This window comes from uncultured Pseudacidovorax sp. (assembly GCF_913773995.1).
Classification (GTDB): domain Bacteria; phylum Pseudomonadota; class Gammaproteobacteria; order Burkholderiales; family Burkholderiaceae_C; genus Xenophilus.
The window spans coordinates 74,200-95,497 of record NZ_CAJYES010000090.1; the positions used below are offsets into that span (position 1 = coordinate 74,200).

Genomic DNA, 21,298 nt, shown 5'->3' on the forward strand with positions numbered 1-21,298 from the left:
CAGTGAGAGCGGGGTGACGGCGTTGTCGGGCGGGCCGGCGCGCGTCAGAGCGTCGGCGCGTTGAAGGTGTCGCAAGCCTTGACTTGGCCGCTTCGGTAGCCATTCATGAACCAGCGCTGCCGCTGCGCACTGCTGCCATGGGTGAAGCTGTCGGGCACCACCGCGCGCCCTGCCGAACGTTGCAAGGCGTCGTCACCGATCTTTTCGGCGGCGTTCATGGCCGACGCGATGTCCGACGGGTCCAGCCACTGCTTGGACTCCTGCGAGCGTTGCGCCCACACGCCGGCGAAGCAGTCGGCTTGGAGTTCGACCCGGACGCTGAGGGCGTTGGCCTGCGTCTCGCTCTGGCGTCGGCGCATGGCGTCGACCTTGTCCGTCACGCCGAGCAGATGCTGCACATGGTGGCCGACCTCGTGGGCGATCACGTAGGCCTGAGCGAACTCGCCGGGGGCCCCCAGCCGGTCACGCAGCGTGTCGTAGAAGTGCAGGTCGATATAGACCTTGCTGTCCCCGGGGCAATAGAAGGGGCCCATGGCGCTCTGACCGGTGCCGCAGGCCGTCGGCGTGCTGTTGTCGAAGAGCACGAGCGTGGGCGGACGGTACTGCGCACCGCCTTCGCGGAACACCTCGCTCCAGACCACCTCCGTGTTGCGCAGAACTGTCCGCACGAAGGCGGTTTCCCTATCGCTGCGTGGCGCATGCGAAGGCGCCTGCTGTTGCTGGACCACCGGGCTGCCGCCACCACTGAGCAAACCGAGCAGGGTGAGAGGATTGATCCCGAACAGCCAGCCTGCCACCACCGCCACGGCCACGGTGCCGAGGCCGATGCTGCGACCGCCAATGGGAAATCCGCCACCGCCACCCATGCCGCGGCGGTCTTCGACGTTGTCCGATTGTTCGTTGCCTTCCCAGCGCATCGCATTCCTTTCGAATCACCCCGACCGGCCAGCAGCGCGACGATGCGCCGCGTTGTCGTCAGCGGGCGAGGGTATAGCTCACGGACTGTATGCCCGCGGGCTGCTCGAAGGCGGCGGTCAGCCGGGCCCGCTGGACGCGGGCCTCTTCGGCGGTCTGGACCGCGATCCGCGCCTGTGCATCACGCAGTTGGGCGGCCTGCACCTGGCCACGCGCCACCTGGTAGATCGCCGCCAGAAGGAACAGCGCCACTACGGCGAGCGAACCGACGAGCAGCCACTGGAAGGGCGAAAGGAAGGAAGTACGGGGGGCGAGGTGTTGATGCATCGGCGGCTCCTGCACGGTCCATCCGTGCCGGTGCCGGAGCATCTCTACCGAGCAGTTTGAGGCATGGCGGTGGGCTACTCAGGTGCTTGTAGGCGGCGCCAAGCGACGGCTGTCAGCCGCGCCGGGCAACGACCCATCAGCCCTGGGGGCCGGCGTCAGGACCGCGCTCAGGCCTTGGGCAGCGTCACGCCGTGCTGCCCCTGGTACTTGCCGCCGCGGTCCTTGTAGCTGACCTCGCAGACCTCGTCGCTTTCGAAGAACAGCACCTGCGCGCAGCCCTCGCCCGCGTAGATCTTGGCCGGCAGCGGCGTGGTGTTGGAGAACTCCAGCGTCACGTAGCCTTCCCATTCCGGCTCGAAGGGCGTCACGTTGACGATGATCCCGCAGCGGGCGTAGGTGCTCTTGCCCAGGCAGATCGTCAGCACGTTGCGGGGAATGCGGAAGTACTCCACCGTGCGCGCCAGCGCGAAACTGTTGGGCGGGATGATGCAGACGTCGGCCTCGATGTCGACGAAGCTCTTTTCGTCGAAGTTTTTCGGGTCCACCACCGTGCTGTGGATGTTGGTGAAGACCTTGAATTCAGGCGCGCAGCGGATGTCGTAGCCGTAGCTGCTGGTGCCGTAGCTGATGAGCTTGCGACCGTCCTGCTGGCGCACCTGGCCGGGCTCGAAAGGCTCGATCATGCCGTGCTGCTCGGCCATGCGCCGGATCCATTGGTCGCTCTTGATGCTCATGGGAAGACTCGCGCTGGCGTGCCGGGGCACGCGTCGGAAAAGAGGGCCCGCATTGTGGCACGCATGCCCGGGTGAACCTCAGCCGGCCCGGCCGATCATCGTACGCTCGACCACCCGGTCGTCACCGAGCACGATCAGGGCGAAGAGGAGTTCCTCCAGCGAGGCCGCGTGGGCCGACTTGCGCGCCAGAAGGGGCGTCGCTGCCGGGTTCAGCACCAGGAAGTCGGCCTCGCAGCCCGGCTGCAGGTTGCCGATGATGCCCGCCAGACCGAGCGCCTGCGCAGCGCCCGCGGTGTGCAGCCACCATAGGCGCGAGGGCGCCAGGCTCTGGCCCGGCTTGGTCTGCCCTTCGCGACCGACGTAATAGGCGGCCAGCATGGTGTGGAAGGGGCTGAAGCTGGTGCCGGCCCCCACGTCGCTGGCGAACCCGTGCAGATAGTCCACCCGCTGTGCACCCTCGAAATCGAAGAAGCCGCTGCCAAGGAACAGGTTGCTGGTCGGGCTGACGGCGGCTGCCGTGCGGGTGGTGCGCATCAGCTGACGGTCGTCGTCGTCGAAATGGATGCAGTGGGCGTACACCGCGCGCTCGCGCATCAGGCCGAAGTCGTCGTAGATGCCGAGGTACGAACGCGAGGCCGGAAACAGTTCGCGTGCCCACTTCACCTCGTCCTTGTTCTCGGCCACGTGCGACTGGATCCAGGTGTCGCCGTAACGGGCCGCCAGTTCGCCCGCGCCGCGCAACTGGGCCTCGGTGCTGGTCGGCGCGAAGCGGGGCGTGATGGCGTAGCCGAGCCGGTCCACACCATGCCAGCGGCGGATCAGGTCTTCGGTGTCGGCCAGGCTGCGTTCGGTGTAGTCGCGCACGCCGTCGGGCGAATGGCGGTCCTGCAGCACCTTGCCGGTGATCAGGCGCATCTGCCGGCGCCGCGCGGCCGAGAACAGCGCATCGACGGAGGCCGGATGCGAGGTCGCGAAGGTGAGCGCGGTGGTCACGCCATGGCGCAGGAGCTCGTCCAGGAAGACCTCGGCCACCTCGGCGGAATGGGCAGGCTCGGCGAAACGGGTTTCGGCCGGGAAGGTGTAGTTCTCCAGCCAGGGCAGCAGGCCATCGGCGGGCGCGCCGATGATGTCCGTCTGCGGAAAGTGGATGTGCATGTCCACGAAGCCTGGCGCCAGGATGCGGCCCGGCAGATGCTCGGGCTCGACGTCAGGATGGCGAGGCTGCACCGCGCCATGGCTGCCGGCGTCGACCACGCGCTCGCGGCCCTGGTCATCGGGAGCGACGACCAGGAGGCCGTCGGTGTCGAACAGGGGTCGGCCGGCGTCGTCGAAACGCAGCAGCGAGGCGCGGTAGGCTTTTTTCATCGTTCGGGGATCGGGGGAAGGACGCTGCGGCGCCAGCCGCGGCAGGGACTTCGACGGAGCGTACTGGAAGCCGAAGTGCCCCGGCTGCCGCTCGGCTTATAGCGGCTATATGCCGCGCGGCAGCGCAAGTCAGGGCTCGATGCGGCCCTGCACGCCCTCGACGAGCCAGTTCATCTTGAGGATCTGGCCGTCGTCCAGTGCCTGGCCGCGGGCGATCACCACACGTCCCTGGTTGTCGCGCACATCGGCCGCCACGGCACGGAAGGGCAGCAGCCGGCCGGCCGCGATGTCCTGCTGGCGCGCCAGCACCTCGTCCTGCACCGCCTTGGGCACCTTGGGACCGAAGTCGCCGACACGGATCATCCCGTCCTTGACGCCGCCCCAGGTGTCGGTGCTCTTCCAATTGCCATCGAGCAACGCCTTGGCGCGCTGCACGTAGTAGTCGCCCCAGCGATGTGTGACGGCGACGATCTGCGCATCGGGCGCCACCTGGCGCATGTCGGAGTGGTAGGCCACTGCCATCCGGCCACGGTCCTGCGCCGCTTTCATAACGGCGGTGGAGCCGGTGTGGAAGGCCAGCACATCCGCGCCCTGGTCCATCAGCCGCATGGCGGCGTCGCGCTCCAGCGCCGGATCGAACCACTGGTTGAGCCACACGACCTTGACCTGCGCGGCAGGGTCGACCGAACGCATGCCGAGCGTGAAGGCATTGATTCCCTGCAGCACCTCGGGAATCGGGAATCCGGCCACATAGCCCGCGACGTGCGACTTGCTCATGCGACCTGCCGCCACGCCAGCCAGGTAACGGCCTTCGTAATAGCGCGCATTGGCCGTCGCCACGTTCTCGGCACGCTGATAGCCGGTGATGGACTCGAAACGCACCTGCGGAAACTCGCGCGCCACGCGCATCGTCGGCGCCATGTAGCCGAAGCTGGGCGTGATGATGAGCTGGTTGCCCTGGCGTGCCAGATCGCGGATCACCCGCTCGGCGTCGGGCCCTTCGGCCACGTTCTCGACATAGGTGGTCTTCACCTTGCCGGGCAGCGCCGCCTCGACGGCCTGGCGGCCCAGCTCATGCTGGTGCACCCAGCCGGCGTCGCCCAGCGGTGCGACGTAGACGATGCCGATCTTCAGCGGCGCCTGCGATGGCGCCGGCTGGGCATGGCTGAAGGGAGAAGAAAGAAAACAGCAGGCGGCCGCGAGCGCGGCTGCGAGGTTTTTGTACATGGTGTTCCTCGACATGGCCCCAGAAACGAAAACGCCGCGCAGCGGGGCGGCTGCGCGGCGGGCGGATTGTAATGAGCGACCGATTCTTGCCCCGGCGGGCGGGCTCCGCAGCACCCGCCTCGGGCTCGCCGCCTGCGCTCAGGCGGCCACGGGCGCGCTGGTGCGGATCAGGTGATCGAAGGCGCTGAGCGCTGCCTTCGCGCCCTCGCCCGCGGCAATGATGATCTGCTTGTACGGCACCGTGGTGCAGTCGCCCGCAGCGAACACCCCCGGCACCGAGGTCTGGCCCTTGGCGTCCACGATGATCTCGCCATGGCGCGACAGCTCGACCGTGCCCATGAGCCAGTCGGTGTTGGGCACCAGGCCGATCTGGATGAACACGCCTTCCAGGTCCACGCGCTGCTCCTCGCCGGTCGCGCGGTCCTTGTAGGTCAGGCCATTCACCTTGTCGGTGCCGGTGATCGACGTGGTCTGCGCGTTGGTCAGCACCGTCACGTTGGGCAGGCTGGTGAGCTTGCGCTGGAGCACGGCATCGGCGCGCAACTGGGTGTCGAACTCGATCAGCGTGACGTGGCCGACGATGCCGGCCAGGTCGATGGCCGCCTCGACGCCGGAGTTGCCGCCGCCGATCACCGCCACGCGCTTGCCCTTGAACAGCGGGCCGTCGCAGTGCGGGCAGTAGGCCACGCCCTTGTTCTTGAACTCCTGCTCACCCGGCACGTTGATGTTGCGCCAGCGCGCGCCCGTCGACAGGATCACGGTCTTGGCCTTGAGCGTGGCGCCGCTTTCCATGCGCACTTCGATCAGGTCATTGCCCGGCACCAGCGCCGATGCACGCTGCAGGTTCATCACGTCCACGTCGTAATGACGGACATGCTCGTCCAGCGCCAGCGCGAAATGCGGGCCTTGCGTCTCCTTGACGGAAATGAAGTTTTCGATGCCCAGCGTGTCCAGCACCTGACCGCCGAAACGCTCGGCCGCCACGCCGGTGCGGATGCCCTTGCGGGCCGCGTACACCGCGGCCGCAGCGCCAGCCGGGCCACCGCCGACGATCAGCACGTCGAAGGCCTCCTTGGCGCTGAGCTTCTTGGCCTCGCGCTCGACGCCGCTGGTGTCGATCTTGGCCAGGATCTCTTCCAGACTCATGCGACCCGAGCCGAACATCTGGCCGTTCATGAAGACCGTGGGCACGCCCATGATCTGGCGGTCCTCGATTTCCTTCTGGAAGGTGCCGCCTTCGATCATGGTGGTCTTGATGCGGGGGTTCTGCACCGCCATCAGGTTCAGCGCCTGCACCACGTCCGGGCAGTTGTGGCAGGTCAGGGAGACGTAGACCTCGAACTCGAAGTCGCCGTCGATCTGCTTGATCTGGTCGAGGATGGCCTGCTCGACCTTGGGCGGATAGCCGCCCTGCTGCAGCATGGCCAGGATGAGCGAGGTGAATTCGTGGCCCATCGGCAGGCCAGCGAAGCGCGGGCCGTCAGTCTGGCCGGGCTTGTTGATCGAGAAAGAGGGCTTGCGGTCGTTGCTCTCGGCGCGGTCGATCACCGTGACCAGCTTCGAGGTCGTTGCGATGTCCTGGAGCAACTCGCGCGTCTGTCCCGACGCCGGCGAGTCGTCCAGCGCAGCCACGATCTCGATGGGCTGGGAAATGCGCTCCAGGTAGCTGGAAAGCTGGGCTTTGGTGGCGGCGTCAAGCATGGTGGTGTCTTTCAGGCGTTCGGTTCTTCAATGGGAGATGGGCCTCGGGGCGCTGGCCCGGCGGCACGGGCTCGTCTCCAACATCTAGGGACGGGCCGGCAATAAAAAAAGCCCGGGTCACGTCGGTGCCCCGGGCTCGGGGGCAGCTGCTGCGCAGCCACCCGGCAGGCAGGTTCAGGCGTGCGCCGTCCACCCTTTCTCAAGGGACCGGACACGGTGCGCGGCGCCTGACGCCAGCCGGGCGAAGGGCATGCTCAGATCTTGCCGACCAGGTCGAAGGAAGGCTTCAGGGTGGCGGCGCCTTCTTCCCACTTGGCGGGGCAGACTTCACCAGGATGCGAGGCCACGTACTGGGCGGCCTTGACCTTGCGCAGCAGATCCTTCGCGTCACGGCCGATGCCTTCAGCGGTGATTTCCAGGGCCTGGATCACGCCTTGCGGGTCGACGATGAAGGTGCCGCGGTTGGCCAGGCCCTGGTCTTCACGCAGCACTTCGAAGTTGCGGCTGATGGCCAGCGTGGGGTCGCCGATCATCGTGTACTTGATCTTGCCGATGGTCTCGGACGAGTCGTGCCAGGCCTTGTGGGTGAAGTGGGTGTCGGTCGAGACCGAGTAGATCTCCACGCCCAGCTTCTGGAACTCGGCATAGTGGTCGGCCACGTCGCCCAGCTCGGTCGGGCAGACGAAGGTGAAGTCGGCCGGGTAGAAGAAGAAGACGGCCCACTTGCCCTTGATGTCGTCGCTGGAGATGTCGACGAACTTGCCATCCTTGTAAGCGGTGGCCTTGAAGGGCTTGATTTCGGTGTTGATCACGGACATGTGCGGTTCCTCTTGAGGTCGAAAAAACTTGCGAGGCTCTAGTATATGCATGAGCTACAGGAAATTGATAGATAAACACTATCAATCAGGAATCCGGTGGCTATGGGAAGTGGGTGGCGCGCCCCGATCGATACGAACGCCTCTCACGATCAAACGCATGCAGACCAGAGCGGGCGGGTTTTGGCTTGTGGGCACTGGGGTGCGCCCGCACAATCCGCCGCTTCGGGACCCTCCGGTCCGAGGACGAGAACATGCAAGGCGATCCCCAAGTCATCGATCATCTCCAGGCCCAGCTCAAGATCGAGCTGACCGCCATCAACCAATACTTCCTCCACTACCGGATGCTCAAGCATTGGGGCTTCGACAGGCTGGCGAAGAAGGAATATTCCGAATCCATCGAAGCGATGAAGCACGCGGACAAGCTGATGGACCGTATCTTCATGCTGGATGGCCTGCCCAACCTCCAGGACCTGGGCAAGCTCAACGTGGGCGAGGACGTGCCCGAGATCCTCGACTGCGATCTGCGCACCGAGCAGGGCGCGCAATCCACGCTCAAGGCGGGCATCGCCTACAGCGAATCGGTTCGCGACTTCGTCTCGCGCGACCTGCTGGAGGACATCCTCGAAGACACGGAAGAGCAGATCGACTTCCTGGAGACGCAGATCGATCTGGTCGGCAAGGTGGGCCTGCAGAACTATCTGCAGTCGCAGATGGGCGACGCCGACTGAGCCGCTCAGCGGCGCGGTGCCCCGAAACCGACGCTACCTCAGAAAGGGCCCCATCGGGGCCCTTCGTTTTTGGCGCCTTGGTGGGCCAACCCTGTTGCAAGCGCGGATAGAAATTGCGAATGCGAGAAATTCGTATTTATAATCTTCGCACTTCTTCTTCACAGCCAGCCAACTGCAGCCACCGCCATGATCGTCTGTGTATGCCGCCGAGTGTCGGACCGCGAGATCGTGCGGCATGCCCGTGCAGGCATGAGTTTCGACGAGATCCAATTCGAACTCGGCGTGGCCACCCAGTGCGGCCGCTGCGAAACCTGTGCCCGCGACGTGGTGGCGCAATGCAGTGCGTCGCATCCGGTTGCCGCTCTCCACAGCGACATCGAACCCCGCGCGATCCAGCTTGCCACTGCCATCACGGAGAGCAAAGCATGGAATTCGTCGCCGCCCTTGTCGGCAGCCTGATCTTCGCCGGCTCGGTCTGGTGGGTCCTGCGCCGCTAGATCCCCTTTTCTGATCTACGCTCACCGGCCCTGCATCCAGGCCGGGCTGTGTTTCTGGGTTGACCGTGTCGAGCCGCTTTTCATCTCCTCCTTCTTCTCCCCTCGGCGTCTCCCGCACGACGTTGATCGTCGGTGGCGTAGTGCTCTTCCATGCCGCGGCGCTGTGGGCGCTGCAGAGCGGGCTCATCCGCAAGGCCGCCGAAGTGATCGTGCCGGTGGAGATCCTGGCGCAGATCATCGAGCCCCCTAGGCCGGCTCCACCACCCCCGCCACCCCCGCCGCCGCCCGCTCCGCCGCAGAAGCAGGCACCCAAGCCGCCGCCGCGGCCGGTTGCGATCCGGGAGCCCAAGCCCGTGCCGGCGCCCAATGCACCCACCGGCGTGGTGGAGCCACCACCGGTCACCGCCCCCGCGCCCATGCCTCCCGCACCGCCGGCACCCGCCGCCCCGGTCGCGCCGCCCGCACCGGTCGCACCGCCGGCGCCTCGGCTGGTCGAGATCAGCCAGGGACAGACCACCTACGTTCGCGAACCGCGCGTGACCTACCCGACCATAAGCCGCAAGCTGGGCGAGACGGGCACGGTGGTGGTGGCCGTCTATTTCAACGCCGACGGCACGGCCAAGCGCGCCGAGATCGCCAAGTCCAGCGGCTACGAGCGGCTGGACCAGGCTGCGCTCAATGCGGCCATGAGCGCGCAGGTCACCCCCTTCCGGCAACTGGGCGGGGGCGACGCCCAGACCGTCTATCTGTTGCGGGCCCCCTTCAACTTCGTCCTGAACTGATCTTTTCGCTGGAGTATTTATGGATTCCCAATTTGGCCTGATGCACGTCTGGACGCAGGGCGACTTCGTCACCAAGGCCGTGGCCCTGCTGCTGCTGGGCATGTCCCTCGCATCGTGGATCGTCATCCTCGTCAAGGCGATCGACATCGTGCGCTACAAGCGCATGGCACGGCAGTCCGGCAACTTCTGGCACAGCGAGGATTTCGCCGCGGCGCTGGACAAGCTGGGCAAGGACGACAGCAACCCCTTCCGCGTACTCGCGCTCGAAGGCCGCGAGGCCGCCGCCCACCATCGCAATACCAAGGCGCACCTTCACGACGCGCTCGACGTGAGCGACTGGATCACGCGCTGCCTGCGCAATGCCATCGACGAATTCACAGCGCGCCTGCAGGGCGGCCTGGCCATCCTGGCGTCGGTGGGCTCCACGGCGCCCTTCATCGGCCTGTTCGGCACCGTCTGGGGGATCTACCACGCGCTGCTGGGCATCGGCACCGCGGGCCAGGCCACCATCGACAAGGTGGCCGGCCCGATCGGCGAGGCGCTGATCATGACGGCGCTCGGGCTGGCCGTGGCCATTCCAGCCGTGCTGGGCTACAACGCGCTGGTGCGCGGCAACAAGTTCGTGCTGAACAAGCTCAACAGCTTCGCCCACGACCTGCATGCCTACTTCGTGACCGGCGGCCGGGTGCATGCCAATGGCGAAGCCGCCACCATCCTCCCGCTGAAGAAGGGCTGATGCCATGGCCTTCGGAACCCAGGACGAAGCCGACGACGTCATGAACGAGATCAACATGACGCCCCTGGTGGACGTCATGCTGGTACTGCTCATCATCTTCATCATCACGGTGCCGGTGATGAAGCATGCCGTGAACATCGACCTGCCGCGTGCCACCAACGAGCGCGAGGAAACCAAGCCGCAGACCATCCAGCTGAGCGTGGCCGCCGATGGCAGCTACTTCTGGAACCAGGAGAAGATCGACGACGCGACGATGGTGTCGCGCCTGGCGGCCGAAGGCGCGCGCGATCCGCAGCCCGAATTGCACATCCGCGGCGACAAGGACGTGCGCTACGAGCGTGTAGCCACGGCGATGGCCGCAGCCCAGAAGGCCGGCGTGCGCAAGATCGGTTTCATCACGGATCCGACACCCCAATAGCCGTCTCGAAGGCGTTCTGAGCGCGCACCTATCCCCTACGAGCCGGCGACAGCCGGCTTTTTCTTTGGCACGTTGGCAAAGGCGATGCCACGGCCGACGGACACAGAAACGCATCGGGCTCGGTCGGCAGACATGAGCATTCCCTCCCAAAAAAACTGATGGCGACGATTGATTTTAAGATTGCGAATAGTTATCATTTGCTCATCTGCTTCACCGATCCGATTCGAAAGGACCACACCGTGCAAGCCCACTCCTCGCATTCACAGAAAGTGCTCAGCCATCCTTCGCTCGACCAGGGCGGAAGCGGCGCTTCGACACAGGGCACACTCTCCCCGGCACAACTCCTGCAGAGCAGTGAACTGCTCAAGGGCCAGAAGACCATTGGCATCCTGCACAACGGCGCGCTCTATCGCCTGCAGGCCACCAAGCTCGGCAAGCTCATCCTCACCAAGTGATGCAGCCCCTGCCCCGACCGTTCATCGTGGGGCGACTCGAGGAGATCTGACTCTCCAAGGGTCGTTTTTTGGCCAGCCAGTGTTCGACCAGCCACGCCTTTTTTTGCGCTGAACGCGTCTTGACGTCCAGACGAAAGCGCCCCGTCGGTATGACCGACGGGGCGCTTTTCATTGGCAGGCGGCGACGGCCGCCCGGCGTCTTTGTTACAGGCCGATGGCCGCGATGCCTGCCTTGGCGATCTGCGCGTCCTCGTTGGACTTCACCCCACTGACGCCCACCGCGCCGATCACCTGGCCGTCCTTGACGATCGGCACGCCGCCTTCGAGCAGTCCGTCCACCGTGGGCGCCGACAGGAAGGCGGTGCGACCACCGTTGATGATGTCTTCATAGACCTTGCTCTCGCGACGACCGAGCGCGGCCGTGCGCGCCTTGGCCGGGCCGATGTGCGCCGACACGGGCGCGGCGCCATCCAGGCGCTGGAGCCACAGCAGATGGCCGCCGTCGTCGCAGATCGCGATGGTCACGGCCCACTGATTCTTGACGGCCTCCGCTTCGGCAGCGGCGGCGATCTTCTTGACGTCTTCGAGTTCGAGAAAGTGCTTGGTCTTCATGGGGGCGAAGAATACAGGATGCGTTCCGTGTGTCGCGCACCCTTGTCTGCAGCCAAAACCCCATGGTTCCAAAGGGCGACGCGCCATCCGGATATGCCGGCGCGGCCCTTGATCTTTCCTAGAATGACCTGCAACTGCCCGTCAAGCAGTCCCCTCAACCCTTTCAGGAGTTTTGCCATGAACGACAGAGCCCCCACCTTCGACACACCGGCCGGCTACGGTCAGGTGCTGCCCCAGGCAGAGCGCCACCGCGTTCTGCGCAATACCTACTGGCTGCTCGCACTGAGCATGGTGCCCACCGTGCTGGGCGCGTGGCTGGGCGTGGCCACCGGCATCACGGCTGCGCTCACCGGCGGCCTCGGCCTCGTAGTCTTCCTGGCAGGTGCCTTCGGCTTCATGTTTGCCATCGAGAAGACCAAGAATTCCGCCGCCGGCGTGCCGGTGCTGCTGGGCTTCACCTTCTTCATGGGCCTGATGCTGTCCCGCCTGATCGCGATGGTGCTGGGCTTCAAGAACGGCTCCGAGCTGGTAATGACCGCCTTCGCCGGCACGGCCGGCGTGTTCTTCGTGATGGCCTCGCTCGCCACGGTGATCAAGCGCGACCTGAGCGGCATGGGCAAGTTCCTGTTCGTGGGCGTGCTGGTGCTCTTCGTGGGCTCGATCATCAACGTCTTCATCGGCTCCAGCGCCGGCATGATGGCGATCTCGGTCGCAGCGATCGGCATCTTCTCGGCCTACATGCTGTACGACCTGAAGCAGATCATCGACGGCGGCGAGACCAACTACATCAGCGCGACGCTCGCGCTTTACCTGGACGTGTTCAACGTGTTCCAGAGCCTGCTGGCCCTTCTGGGCATCTTTGGCGGCGAGCGCGATTGACGCCGCGTAGCGCAGTGCAGCAGAAAGGGGCCCTCGGGCCCCTTTGCTTTGTGCGCCCAGCATGGGCGCACTCTTGCGGGCGCAAGTCCCGCCGTAAGTTGATCACGACGAACGAAGTGAAGCGCAACTGCACGAGGGCGACCGAGTGTGGGGAGGAAGCGTGGAGCGAAGCTGCGAGCCGATGAACAAGAACCGGATAGAAGGCAGTGCCGAGCAGGGCGAGTGGGCAAAGAGCCACGAAGCTCTCGTGATCAAGGCGAGGCGGTGTAAATCCGGCGGTTGTGCAGCGAAGGAGTGCGTTCTTACCTGGGGAGATCTCGCCTTGCGCCTGAAAGGGCGACGGCGGTGCCGGAGCGAGAAGTCAGCAGAGGTCGTAGTAGCCGGGTAGCGGGGCCGCCGAAGCCGCCAGCGAGAGGCAAAGGACCGAACGAGAGCGAGTGACCGAGGATTGCGGGAATGTCGAAGGCCATGCGTCAGATGCCGCAGCGATGCGGGCGGGTGGGCAGCGCGTGCGGTGAAGCCGCCCGGCAGCCTGCCAGCGACGAAGCTTGCGGCCCGTCCCGGCAACACCAGGGCACAGGGTCGGCGATGCCGATGACAGGGGCTGGCACCCTGCTGGAGGCGGCGCTGACGAGAGAGAACCTGCAAGCCGCATGGAAGCGGGTCAAGTCCAACAAGGGCGCGGCCGGCGTGGACGGGCTCGACATCGAGCAGACCCACCGTCTGCTGCAAACGACGTGGCTGCAAATCCGCCAGGAGTTGCTGTCAGGTAAGTACCGGCCACAGCCGGTGCGCAGGGTCACGATCCCTAAATCCGACGGCAGCCAGCGCGAGCTGGGCATCCCGACGGTGACGGATCGACTGATCCAGCAGGCACTGCTGCAGGTGCTGCAACCGCTGATCGACCCCACCTTCAGCGACCACAGCCATGGGTTCCGCCCGGGCAGGCGTGCGCACGATGCGGTGAAGGCCGCGCGAGCGTACGTCCAATCCGGCAAGCGCGTGGTGGTGGACGTGGACCTGGCGAAATTCTTCGACCGGGTCAACCACGACATCCTGATGGAGCGGCTCGGCAGACGCATCGCGGACACAGCCGTGCTGCGGCTGATCCGTGCGTACCTGGATGCCGGCATCATGGACGGCGGGGTCAAGGTGGAGCGAGACCGAGGCACGCCGCAAGGCGGGCCCCTGAGCCCGTTGCTGGCCAACGTGCTGCTCGACGAAGTGGACAAGGCACTGGAGGCGCGGGGCTACAGCTTCGCGCGGTATGCCGACGACTGCAACGTCTACGTGGGCAGCAACAAGGCAGGCGAGCGGGTGATGGCATGGCTCAGAAAGCTGTACGGCCGGCTGAAGCTTCAGATCAACGAAGCCAAAAGTGCGGTGAGCAGCGCCCTGGGGCGCAAGTTCCTGGGCTACGAGCTGTGGATGGCCAAGGCAGGAGAAGTGAAATACGCAGTGGCTCAGGAGGCCCTGGGCGACTTCAAGAGGCGTATGCGGCAACTCACGGGGCGCTCCAACGGGCGCAGCATGGCGCAGACGGTGCAAGGGCTCACGCCCTACCTGCTGGGCTGCAAGGGGTACTTCGCACTGGCGCAGACCCCCAAGGTCTGGCGCGTGCTGGACGAATGGCTGCGCCACCGACTCAGGGCCTTGCAGCTCAAGCAGTGGAGGCGGGGCACGACGATGTATCGCGAACTGCTGGCGCTGGGGGCGACGCCTCGCGTTGCGCGACAGGTGGCGGCCAACAGCCGTCGCTGGTGGCGCAACAGTGCCAAGGCGCTGAACACCGCTATCACGATCTCCTGGTTCGACCGGCTGGGCTTGCCCCGTCTCTCATGACCTCAAGCGCTCGAACCGCCCGGTGCGGACCCGCATGCCGGGTGGTGTGGGAGGGGCTCCGTCGACAATGACGGACCCCTATCCCGATTGGACGATGGACGGCGCTCACTCCGCCAGGTCGAAGACCGCGATCGACTCGACGTGCGCGGTGTGCGGAAACATGTTCACCGCGCCGGCGAAGCTGCAGCGGTAGCCACCCTGATGCACGAGCAGTCCTGCGTCCCGCGCCAGCGTGGCAGGATTGCAGCTCACATAGACGATGCGCTTCGGCGGTAGCCAGCCACCCTTGCGCAACTCAGGCTGCTGATGCAGATCGGCCAGCGCCTTGACGAGCGCAAATGCCCCCTCACGCGGCGGATCGACCAGCCAGCGGTCGGAACGGCCATCGGCCACCAGCATCTCCGGTGTCATCTCGAACAGGTTGCGGGCGACGAAGTCCGTCTTACCCCAGGGCCGTACGGCAACGTGCCGATTGGCCGCTGCGTTGTCGCGGGCCCGGGCCACAAGCGTCTCGCTGCCTTCGATGCCCAGCACCTCTCGCGCCTGGGTGGCCAGCGGCAAGGTGAAATTGCCCAGGCCGCAGAACCAGTCGATCACGCGCTCCCCGGGCTGAACGTCGAGCAGGCGCAGGGCGCGAGTCACGAGCACCCGGTTGATATGGGGATTGACCTGGGTGAAGTCGGTGGGCCGGAAGGGCATGGTGATGCCGAATTCGGGCAGTTCGTAGGCCAAAGCAGGGACGCCCTCGTCCATCAGGCGCACGGTGTCAGGCCCCTTGGGTTGCAGCCACCACTGCACGCCAGGGTGGGCGGCGGCAAAGGCACGCAGGCGACCGAGATCGGGCTCGCTCAGCGGCTCCAGGTGCCGCAGCACCAGGGCGATCACCCCCAGTTGCGTGGTTCCGGAGGCATCGCCACAGGCCACCTCGATCTGCGGACAGGTCAGGCGCGCATCCATGGAATCGATCAGGGCGCGCAGCGGCATGAGCATGTCGCTCACGGTCTTCGGCAGCACGGGGCACATTTCCATGTCGGCGACGTAGCGGCTCTTTCGCTCATGAAAGCCGATCAGCGTCGTGCCTTTTTTCTGCACGTAGCGCACCGACAGGCGGGCACGGTAGCGGTAGTGCCAGGCCGGGCCCTCGATCGGGCGCAGCAGCGTATCGGGCCGCACCTTGCCCAGGTGCCACAGGTTGTCTTCGAGGGCGCGCTGCTTCACGGCGACCTGGGCCGAGGCATGCAGGTGCTGCATCTTGCAGCCTCCGCAGGCTCCTGCATGCAGGCCGAAGTGCGGACAGCCGGGTTTCACGCGCAGCGGCGACTCGCGCCGGATGTCGGTGAGCTGGCCCTGCTCCCAGTTGTTCTTCTTGCGGTGCACGTTGACCCGTACCACCTCGCCGGGCAGGGCACCATCGATGAAGACGACCTTGCCATCTTCGCGTCGGGCGACGCCCTGAGCCTCCAGATCGAGCGACTCGACCGCCAGCCAGCCCGGCTCGAGCGCCGCGCTGGCGACGGGGGCCGGGCGGCCGGAAGCCGCGGGAAGGTCGAGGGGAGAGGAAGAGGTGGCCGAAGCGCCAGCGGGGCGAGTGGCGTCGGCAGAAGCGAGGGACGTGGGGAGCGTGTCCTTGTTGTCGAGGGAATCCATCATCCCCCGATTGTCGCCGGCCGTCCGAATCCGGACGGCCAGCGCAGCACGCTCAGGGCCTGGCCGGCAGGTAGCGCGAGGGATCCACAGGCTTGCCCTGGCGACGGATCTCGAAGTGCAGCTTCACGCGGTCAGCGTCGCTGTTGCCCATCTCGGCGATCTTCTGGCCCTTCTGGACGGACTGGTCTTCCTTGACCAGCAGCGTCTGGTTGTGGGCATAGGCGGTGAGGAAGGTGTTGTTGTGCTTCAGGATGATCAGGTTGCCGTAGCCGCGCAGGCCGGCACCGGCGTACACCACCTTGCCATCGGCCGCCGCGAGCACCGGGTCGCCCGCGCGGCCGGCGATGTCCAGACCCTTGTTCTTGGCGTCGTCGAAACCCGCGATCAGCGCGCCCTGGGCAGGCCAGATCCAACCCAGATCATCCTCGCCGCTGGCGGCCGGAGGGTTGCCGGCGGTCTTGGCGGGGGGCGTCGCGCCCGCGGCGTTCGCAGCCGGAGGCACAGGCGCGCTCGCAGCCGCAGCCGGCGGCGGCGTCGTGGCGCCGGCGACAGGGGCCGTCGCAGCAGGTGCACCACCCGCGACGGGCGGCACGACCCGCAGCACCTGGCCGACCTCGATGCGATCGGGGTTCTCGAGGTTGTTCCAGCGGACGATGTCGCGCCAGCTCTGCCCGGTATCCAGCGCAATGCGCCGCACGGTGTCTCCCGGCCGAACGGCGTAATAGCCGGGCTTGCCGAGGTTTTCGATGCCCGGCAGCGGCTTGCCGTTGGCGTCCGTGGTGGGGAGCCCCGAGGAGGCCGGCGGGAGCGCCGTGCCCGTGGTACCCCCAGGGGCGCGATCCTCCACCGGCGCCGGCCCGCGCGAAGAGGCGCAGCCTGCCAACACGACGCAGGTCACCGCAGCGCTTACCCAAGCCAGCCTGTGCCAGCGACCAGAACCCTGCATATGTCTTTCCTTCATGCAATTCCCGATTTTAAAGGCACGAAGTTGACGGCCTCAAGAAACCGGCGCTCGACACCCGTGTTCGTTTTGTCAATGATGACAAGTGCTTGGCCCGCATTTCCAGACTGTACTGGAGCAACGATGCGTCCTCCCGGGGCCAGCTGGTCGAGCCAGGTCGCAGGCAGGTCGGCCCCCCCTGCAGCAGCGATGATGCCGGCATAGGGTGCGCCCGCCGGGTATCCCTGCATGCCGTCGCCGAGCAGCAGATGCACTGTCGCCAACCGCAGGGGCCGCAGGTTGGCGCGCGCCTTCTCGTGCAGGCCGCGCAGCCGCTCGATGCTGTAGACCTCCTTGGCGACATGGCTCAATACCGCCGCCTGGTAGCCACAGCCGGTGCCGATCTCCAGCACCCGCCCCAGTCGGCCCTGCGGCTGGTCGGCCAGTGCGGGAGCCGCCAGCAGCAGCTCGATCATCCGCGCCACGACACTTGGCTTGGAGATGGTTTGACCCAGCCCGATGGGCAGGCTCGTGTCCTCATAAGCCTGCGCCGCCAGCGCGCCATCGACGAAGGCATGGCGCGCCACGGCGCCCATTGCGCGAAGAACACGCTCATCGGCAATGCCCTGTTGCGCCGCCAGCCGCTGCACCATGCGCTGGCGTACGGCTTCCGAGGCCATCGAGGGCGTGGCACTGAGCGGCGGCGGGGACGGGGGCGCAGAGGCAGCGGCCCTGGTCCGGCTCGGTGCAGGCGCTGCCGGGACGGACGGGCGCTGAAGGGTGACCGGAAAGGTGGGGCGGGAACGTGGAGGCTGCGGCACCGGGACTCCTGCGTCGGTCCGGCTCAGTCGCTGGCGTCGAGCCGGCGCACGGCCTCGCGCCACTCGTCCAGGCTGGCGTGGTCGGTCAGGTCGATCTGCAGCGGCGTGACCGCCACATGGCCAGCGGCGGTCGCGTGGAAATCGGTGCCTTCACCACTGTCCTTGGCGCCGCCTGCGCCAGCGATCCAGTACATGGTCTCACCGCGGGGGCTCTGCTGCGTGATGACCTTCTCGGCCGCATGACGGCGGCCCAGGCGGCAGATCTTGATGGGCTTGAGCGACTCGGCCGGCAGGTTGGGAATGTTGACATTCAGCAGCCACGCCGGCTGCTCGTGCATGCGCTCGCGCTGGATGCGCTCCACCAGCCGCCGGGCGGCCTGGGCGGCGGCGTCGATGTGGGCCCAACCCTTTTCGGTCTGCGAGAAGGCGATCGCCGGGATGCCGAACAGGTAGGCTTCCATGGCCGCACCGACGGTTCCCGAGTAGATGGTGTCGTCGCCCATGTTGGCGCCGTTGTTGATGCCGGAGACGACCAGGTCTGGCCGGTAATCAAGCAATCCCTTGAGCGCGATGTGGACGCAGTCGGCCGGGGTGCCTGTGACGTAGCGAAAGCCGTTGTGGGCACGGTGCACGTACAACGGCGCCGCCAGGGTCAGGGCGTTGGACTTGGCACTGTTGTTGTGCTCGGGGGCGATGACCTCGACATCGGCCACCTCGCGCAGCGCGTCGTGCAGGGCGACGATGCCGGGGGCCTGGTAACCATCGTCATTGGAGATGAGGATCTTCATGGGCGGCGGGATTTTAGGAGGCGAAGTCCCTCGGAAAGGGGGTCGCCGCAGAGACAAGAACGCCGCGAGGCGGCCCCCTATCATGCCTGCGACTCAATGACGACGGAGACTGATTCCATGCACGCATGGCTTTGCGAAAACCCGGTGGGCGTCGATGCGCTGATCTGGAAGGAATTACCCACCCCGGAACCCGGTCCGGGTGAAGTGCTGGTGGAAATCAAGGCGGCCAGCCTGAACTTTCCCGACCTGCTGATCGTGCAGAACAAATACCAGATGAAGCCGAAGCTGCCCTTCGTGCCTGGTTCGGAATATGCGGGCATTGTGCAGGCCGTCGGCGAAGGCGTGACCCACCTGAAGGTCGGCCAGCCCATTGCCTGTCTTTCAGGCACCGGCGGCTTCGGCACGCATACGCTGGCGCCCGCGGCCACGTGCATGCCCCTGGCGCCGCAATTCGACATGGTGGATGCGGCCGCTTTCATCATGATCTATGCGACGTCGTGGCATGCACTGATCGATCGTGCGGCACTCAAGGCGGGTGAAACCGTGCTGGTCCTCGGCGCGGCTGGAGGCGTCGGAACTTCCGCGATCCAGATCGCCAAGGCCGCAGGCGCACGCGTGATCGCGGCAGCGTCCACCGACGAGAAATGCGAACTCTGTAAAAGCGTCGGCGCGGATGCGACGATCAATTACAGCAAGCATGCGGTGCCACAAGGTCTGCGTGACGCGATCAAAGACGCCACCGATGGCAAGGGCCCCGACGTGATTTACGACCCGGTGGGGGGCGATTTCGCGGAACCCGCATTTCGCTCGATCGCCTGGCGTGGCCGCTATCTGGTGGTCGGATTCGCCTCCGGCCCCATTCCGTCACTGCCACTGAATCTCACGCTGCTGAAAGGCGCGTCGCTGGTCGGCGTGTTCTGGGGGGACTTCGCGCGACGGGAGCCGAAGGCGAACGCCAGCATGATGCAGGAGCTGGCGACCTGGTATGCCCAAGGCAAGATCAAGCCGGTGATCGACCGCACGATGCCCATGAGCGAGCTGAAGGCGGCCTACGCCCACATGGGCTCGCGAGGGGTCAAAGGCAAGCTGGTGATGGTGAACTCGTAGGGCGTGTACCCGTCAACAAAAATCCCGCGCAATGCGCGGGATTTTTGTTTGTTCATGCTACAGCAAGTGCAGCTGTGTATTGATTATTTGACCTCGAACTCTTCCAGCGATTTGCCAGCCGCCAGCGCCTCGGTCACCCAACGGGGCTTGCGACCACGGCCACCCGACCAGGTTTCGCCCGTGGGGCTGCGGTATTTGACGACCGCCGCCGCCTTGGCCGGAGCAGCCGAAACGCTGCGCTTGGTGCCAGCACCGGCACCGCGACCATTCAGCTTGAGGTCCGCAGCGGTAATCCCGTATTCGGCGATCTTCTTGCGCAGTTCTTCGATCACGCCGGCGCGCTCATGGCTGCGCAGCTCCTCGGCCTGACGGCGCAATTCCGCGATTTCCTGGTCCCGCTGCTGGATCTGCGCGGTGATCTCTGCCAAAGTTGCCATTGCTCGATTCCTTTGTATTGAGAAAGCAGTGGGCGCAATTCTAATTCAAGAATTGAACGCCGCAAGCCGTGGCCGGCGCATGACAAATGAATACCCCCGGACTACAAGGGTATTCGCGTGTCAATAACGAATGCCGACGGCATCGCGCCGCCATTGACCTTCTCAGCGGGCCAATCCCAACAGACGATCCAGCAAGGCGGGCTGCGCCAGCAATTCAGCCGCAGCGCCGCGATGTACGACCGAACCGTGGTCCAGCACCGCCGCCCGGTCCGAAATCGCCAGAATGGCCTGCGGATGCTGTTCCACGATGATGGCGGTCAATCCTTCATCGCGGGTCAGCCGGCGGATGGCGCGCAGCAATTCCTCCACGATGATCGGCGCCAGGCCTTCCAGCGGCTCGTCCAGCAGAACCAGGCGCGGGTTGAGCACCAGGGCACGGCCCACGGCCAGCATCTGCTGCTCGCCGCCCGACAGCTGCGTGCCCAGGTTTCCCTTGCGCTCCGCCAGGCGGGGAAACATCTCGTACACGCGCGCCGGCGTCCAGCGGCCAGGGCGCGCCACCGCCGTGAGGTTCTCGTGCACGGTGAGCGACTTGAAGATGTTGCGCTCCTGCGGCACCCAGCCGATGCCGGCGGCGGCCCGGCGGTAAGCCGGCAGCGTGTGCAGCGGCTGGCCGCCCAGCAGGATGCGTCCGCCATGCTGGCGCGTGGCGCCGGCCAGGGTGTTGATCAGCGTGGTCTTGCCGGTGCCGTTGCGGCCCAGCAGGGCCAGCGTCTCGCCTTCCCCCAGCGACAGCGAGACATCGTTGAGCACCACCGCCTCGCCGTAGCCGGCGCTGAGGCCCTCGATCTGCAACAGCGCGTTCATCGTGCCACTCATGCGTGCACCTCCGTCTGGCCCAGGTAGACCTCGCGCACCCGCGGGTCGGCCGCGATCTCCTCGGGCGTTCCCTCCGTGAGCAGAGCGCCGTTGACCAGCACCGTCATGCGGCGGGCAAAGCTGAAGACGAGATCCATGTCGTGTTCGATCAGCAGGACGGAGACATCGGCCGGCAGTGCGGCCACGGTCTGCAGCAGCTCCTCGCGCTCGCCGGCGGGCACGCCGGCGACCGGCTCGTCCAGCAGCAGCACCTTCGGCTCGCAGGCCAGCGCGATGGCGATCTCGAGCAGACGGCGTTTGCCGTAGGCCAGATGGCGCACCTCCACATGGGCCACGTCCGCGAGGTGGAACTGGGTCAGCAGCTCGCCGGCCCGCTCGGCCACCGCCGCATCGCGGCCCAGCGGCTGCCACCAGCGAGCGCCCTGCCCGCGGTGCTGCGCCACCACCAGCGCCAGCGTCTGCAGCGGCGTCATGCTGTCGAAGAGCTGGTTGATCTGGAAGGTGCGCACCAGCCCGCGCGCCACGCGCCGATGCGGCGCCAGCCGGGTGATGTCCTCGCCCAGCAGGCGGATGCGGCCTTCGCTGGGCGTGAGCACGCCGGTGAGCTGGTTGATGAGCGTGGTCTTGCCGGCGCCATTGGGGC

At 66.2% G+C, this 21,298-nt stretch carries 24 protein-coding genes; 9 read left to right on the forward strand and 15 right to left on the reverse strand.

Annotation, left to right across the window (positions count from 1 at the left end):
• Window positions 1-44: 44 nt before the first annotated feature.
• The 7 genes from QZ772_RS08010 to ahpC all read right to left on the reverse strand — a co-directional run bounded on the left by QZ772_RS08010 (window position 45) and on the right by ahpC (window position 7,087).
• Window positions 45-917: a neutral zinc metallopeptidase gene (locus QZ772_RS08010; protein ID WP_295524527.1), complete on the reverse strand. Its 873-nt coding sequence runs from the start codon at window positions 915-917 to the stop codon at window positions 45-47.
• 58 nt (window positions 918-975) lie between these two features.
• Window positions 976-1,242: a hypothetical protein gene (locus QZ772_RS08015; protein ID WP_295524528.1), complete on the reverse strand. Its 267-nt coding sequence runs from the start codon at window positions 1,240-1,242 to the stop codon at window positions 976-978.
• A gap of 167 nt (window positions 1,243-1,409) precedes the next feature.
• The gene (gene dcd / locus QZ772_RS08020; protein WP_295524529.1) at window positions 1,410-1,976 is read right to left on the reverse strand and encodes a dCTP deaminase; all 567 of its coding nucleotides are present in this window, start codon (window positions 1,974-1,976) and stop codon (window positions 1,410-1,412) included.
• A gap of 78 nt (window positions 1,977-2,054) precedes the next feature.
• Window positions 2,055-3,341, reverse strand: coding sequence for a guanine deaminase (gene guaD / locus QZ772_RS08025; protein ID WP_295524530.1), 1,287 nt, complete (start codon window positions 3,339-3,341; stop codon window positions 2,055-2,057).
• 129 nt (window positions 3,342-3,470) lie between these two features.
• Window positions 3,471-4,568 (reverse strand): BMP family ABC transporter substrate-binding protein, encoded by a 1,098-nt coding sequence (locus QZ772_RS08030; protein WP_295524532.1) that lies wholly within the window; start codon window positions 4,566-4,568, stop codon window positions 3,471-3,473.
• Window positions 4,569-4,706: 138 nt separating this feature from the next.
• Window positions 4,707-6,269 (reverse strand): alkyl hydroperoxide reductase subunit F, encoded by a 1,563-nt coding sequence (ahpF, locus tag QZ772_RS08035; RefSeq protein WP_295524533.1) that lies wholly within the window; start codon window positions 6,267-6,269, stop codon window positions 4,707-4,709.
• Window positions 6,270-6,523: 254 nt separating this feature from the next.
• On the reverse strand, window positions 6,524-7,087 hold the full coding sequence (gene ahpC / locus QZ772_RS08040) for an alkyl hydroperoxide reductase subunit C (RefSeq protein WP_017762080.1): 564 nt from the start codon (window positions 7,085-7,087) through the stop codon (window positions 6,524-6,526).
• Window positions 7,088-7,338: 251 nt separating this feature from the next.
• On the opposite strand from ahpC, the gene bfr reads away from it, so the two are divergent.
• From bfr to QZ772_RS08070, 6 genes are all read left to right on the forward strand, one after another.
• Window positions 7,339-7,815, forward strand: a complete 477-nt coding sequence (gene bfr / locus QZ772_RS08045; RefSeq protein WP_295524534.1) for a bacterioferritin — start codon at window positions 7,339-7,341, stop codon at window positions 7,813-7,815.
• Window positions 7,816-8,001: 186 nt separating this feature from the next.
• Window positions 8,002-8,274, forward strand: coding sequence for a (2Fe-2S)-binding protein (locus QZ772_RS08050; RefSeq protein ID WP_295524536.1), 273 nt, complete (start codon window positions 8,002-8,004; stop codon window positions 8,272-8,274).
• A 103-nt stretch (window positions 8,275-8,377) separates the two neighbouring features.
• Window positions 8,378-9,094, forward strand: a complete 717-nt coding sequence (locus tag QZ772_RS08055; protein WP_366510556.1) for a TonB family protein — start codon at window positions 8,378-8,380, stop codon at window positions 9,092-9,094.
• A gap of 19 nt (window positions 9,095-9,113) precedes the next feature.
• Window positions 9,114-9,830, forward strand: a complete 717-nt coding sequence (locus QZ772_RS08060; protein WP_295524538.1) for a MotA/TolQ/ExbB proton channel family protein — start codon at window positions 9,114-9,116, stop codon at window positions 9,828-9,830.
• 4 nt (window positions 9,831-9,834) lie between these two features.
• On the forward strand, window positions 9,835-10,248 hold the full coding sequence (locus tag QZ772_RS08065) for a biopolymer transporter ExbD (RefSeq protein ID WP_017758513.1): 414 nt from the start codon (window positions 9,835-9,837) through the stop codon (window positions 10,246-10,248).
• Between the two features lie 239 nt (window positions 10,249-10,487).
• Window positions 10,488-10,703 (forward strand): hemin uptake protein HemP, encoded by a 216-nt coding sequence (locus QZ772_RS08070; RefSeq protein WP_295524539.1) that lies wholly within the window; start codon window positions 10,488-10,490, stop codon window positions 10,701-10,703.
• 204 nt (window positions 10,704-10,907) lie between these two features.
• On the opposite strand, the gene QZ772_RS08075 is transcribed toward QZ772_RS08070, so the two are convergent.
• On the reverse strand, window positions 10,908-11,315 hold the full coding sequence (locus QZ772_RS08075) for a heme-binding protein (RefSeq protein ID WP_114802402.1): 408 nt from the start codon (window positions 11,313-11,315) through the stop codon (window positions 10,908-10,910).
• Window positions 11,316-11,492: 177 nt separating this feature from the next.
• On the opposite strand from QZ772_RS08075, the gene QZ772_RS08080 reads away from it, so the two are divergent.
• Together QZ772_RS08080 and ltrA are read left to right on the forward strand one after the other, a co-directional pair.
• Entirely contained in the window at window positions 11,493-12,194 is a 702-nt protein-coding gene (locus QZ772_RS08080; protein WP_295524540.1) for a Bax inhibitor-1/YccA family protein, read from the forward strand.
• 456 nt (window positions 12,195-12,650) lie between these two features.
• Entirely contained in the window at window positions 12,651-14,036 is a 1,386-nt protein-coding gene (gene ltrA, locus QZ772_RS08085) for a group II intron reverse transcriptase/maturase (protein ID WP_295524541.1), read from the forward strand.
• Window positions 14,037-14,141: 105 nt separating this feature from the next.
• Here ltrA and rlmD read toward each other — a convergent pair whose 3' ends face one another.
• From rlmD to surE, 4 genes are read right to left on the reverse strand one after another with little or no spacing between them, the layout of a single operon-like run.
• Window positions 14,142-15,686 carry a 23S rRNA (uracil(1939)-C(5))-methyltransferase RlmD gene (gene rlmD / locus QZ772_RS08090; protein ID WP_295524542.1) on the reverse strand — a complete coding sequence of 515 codons (1,545 nt, stop codon included), beginning with the start codon at window positions 15,684-15,686 and terminating at the stop codon, window positions 14,142-14,144.
• A 49-nt stretch (window positions 15,687-15,735) separates the two neighbouring features.
• A complete protein-coding gene (locus tag QZ772_RS08095) occupies window positions 15,736-16,629 on the reverse strand; it encodes a peptidoglycan DD-metalloendopeptidase family protein (RefSeq protein ID WP_295524543.1) in 894 nt (297 codons plus the stop codon).
• 11 nt (window positions 16,630-16,640) lie between these two features.
• Window positions 16,641-17,444, reverse strand: a complete 804-nt coding sequence (locus QZ772_RS08100; RefSeq protein ID WP_295524544.1) for a protein-L-isoaspartate(D-aspartate) O-methyltransferase — start codon at window positions 17,442-17,444, stop codon at window positions 16,641-16,643.
• 23 nt (window positions 17,445-17,467) lie between these two features.
• Window positions 17,468-18,232, reverse strand: a complete 765-nt coding sequence (surE, locus tag QZ772_RS08105; RefSeq protein ID WP_295524545.1) for a 5'/3'-nucleotidase SurE — start codon at window positions 18,230-18,232, stop codon at window positions 17,468-17,470.
• Between the two features lie 117 nt (window positions 18,233-18,349).
• Here surE and QZ772_RS08110 point away from each other — a divergent pair, with 117 nt between their 5' ends.
• Complete coding sequence (locus QZ772_RS08110) at window positions 18,350-19,339, forward strand: NADPH:quinone oxidoreductase family protein (RefSeq protein ID WP_295524546.1); 990 nt, start codon at window positions 18,350-18,352, stop codon at window positions 19,337-19,339.
• A gap of 83 nt (window positions 19,340-19,422) precedes the next feature.
• On the opposite strand, the gene QZ772_RS08115 is transcribed toward QZ772_RS08110, so the two are convergent.
• The 3 genes from QZ772_RS08115 to QZ772_RS08125 all read right to left on the reverse strand — a co-directional run.
• Window positions 19,423-19,776: an H-NS histone family protein gene (locus tag QZ772_RS08115; protein ID WP_295524547.1), complete on the reverse strand. Its 354-nt coding sequence runs from the start codon at window positions 19,774-19,776 to the stop codon at window positions 19,423-19,425.
• Window positions 19,777-19,938: 162 nt separating this feature from the next.
• Complete coding sequence (locus QZ772_RS08120; protein WP_295524557.1) at window positions 19,939-20,643, reverse strand: ABC transporter ATP-binding protein; 705 nt, start codon at window positions 20,641-20,643, stop codon at window positions 19,939-19,941.
• Between the two features lie 8 nt (window positions 20,644-20,651).
• On the reverse strand, window positions 20,652-21,298 hold a 647-nt coding region (locus QZ772_RS08125), incomplete at its 5' end, for an ABC transporter ATP-binding protein (RefSeq protein ID WP_295524548.1).

Excerpts from the sequence above, each read along its gene's own strand:
- QZ772_RS08010 (WP_295524527.1), bottom strand. The coding sequence starts at position 917 with ATGCGCTGGGAAGGCAACGAACAATCGGACAACGTCGAAGACCGCCGC.
- QZ772_RS08015 (WP_295524528.1), bottom strand. The coding sequence starts at position 1,242 with ATGCATCAACACCTCGCCCCCCGTACTTCCTTCCTTTCGCCCTTCCAG.
- dcd (WP_295524529.1), bottom strand. The coding sequence starts at position 1,976 with ATGAGCATCAAGAGCGACCAATGGATCCGGCGCATGGCCGAGCAGCAC.
- guaD (WP_295524530.1), bottom strand. The coding sequence starts at position 3,341 with ATGAAAAAAGCCTACCGCGCCTCGCTGCTGCGTTTCGACGACGCCGGC.
- QZ772_RS08030 (WP_295524532.1), bottom strand. The coding sequence starts at position 4,568 with ATGTACAAAAACCTCGCAGCCGCGCTCGCGGCCGCCTGCTGTTTTCTT.
- ahpF (WP_295524533.1), bottom strand. The coding sequence starts at position 6,269 with ATGCTTGACGCCGCCACCAAAGCCCAGCTTTCCAGCTACCTGGAGCGC.
- ahpC (WP_017762080.1), bottom strand. The coding sequence starts at position 7,087 with ATGTCCGTGATCAACACCGAAATCAAGCCCTTCAAGGCCACCGCTTAC.
- bfr (WP_295524534.1), top strand. The coding sequence starts at position 7,339 with ATGCAAGGCGATCCCCAAGTCATCGATCATCTCCAGGCCCAGCTCAAG.
- QZ772_RS08050 (WP_295524536.1), top strand. The coding sequence starts at position 8,002 with ATGATCGTCTGTGTATGCCGCCGAGTGTCGGACCGCGAGATCGTGCGG.
- QZ772_RS08060 (WP_295524538.1), top strand. The coding sequence starts at position 9,114 with ATGGATTCCCAATTTGGCCTGATGCACGTCTGGACGCAGGGCGACTTC.
- QZ772_RS08065 (WP_017758513.1), top strand. The coding sequence starts at position 9,835 with ATGGCCTTCGGAACCCAGGACGAAGCCGACGACGTCATGAACGAGATC.
- QZ772_RS08075 (WP_114802402.1), bottom strand. The coding sequence starts at position 11,315 with ATGAAGACCAAGCACTTTCTCGAACTCGAAGACGTCAAGAAGATCGCC.
- QZ772_RS08080 (WP_295524540.1), top strand. The coding sequence starts at position 11,493 with ATGAACGACAGAGCCCCCACCTTCGACACACCGGCCGGCTACGGTCAG.
- ltrA (WP_295524541.1), top strand. The coding sequence starts at position 12,651 with ATGTCGAAGGCCATGCGTCAGATGCCGCAGCGATGCGGGCGGGTGGGC.
- rlmD (WP_295524542.1), bottom strand. The coding sequence starts at position 15,686 with ATGATGGATTCCCTCGACAACAAGGACACGCTCCCCACGTCCCTCGCT.
- QZ772_RS08095 (WP_295524543.1), bottom strand. The coding sequence starts at position 16,629 with ATGCAGGGTTCTGGTCGCTGGCACAGGCTGGCTTGGGTAAGCGCTGCG.
- surE (WP_295524545.1), bottom strand. The coding sequence starts at position 18,232 with ATGAAGATCCTCATCTCCAATGACGATGGTTACCAGGCCCCCGGCATC.
- QZ772_RS08110 (WP_295524546.1), top strand. The coding sequence starts at position 18,350 with ATGCACGCATGGCTTTGCGAAAACCCGGTGGGCGTCGATGCGCTGATC.
- QZ772_RS08115 (WP_295524547.1), bottom strand. The coding sequence starts at position 19,776 with ATGGCAACTTTGGCAGAGATCACCGCGCAGATCCAGCAGCGGGACCAG.
- QZ772_RS08120 (WP_295524557.1), bottom strand. The coding sequence starts at position 20,643 with ATGAACGCGCTGTTGCAGATCGAGGGCCTCAGCGCCGGCTACGGCGAG.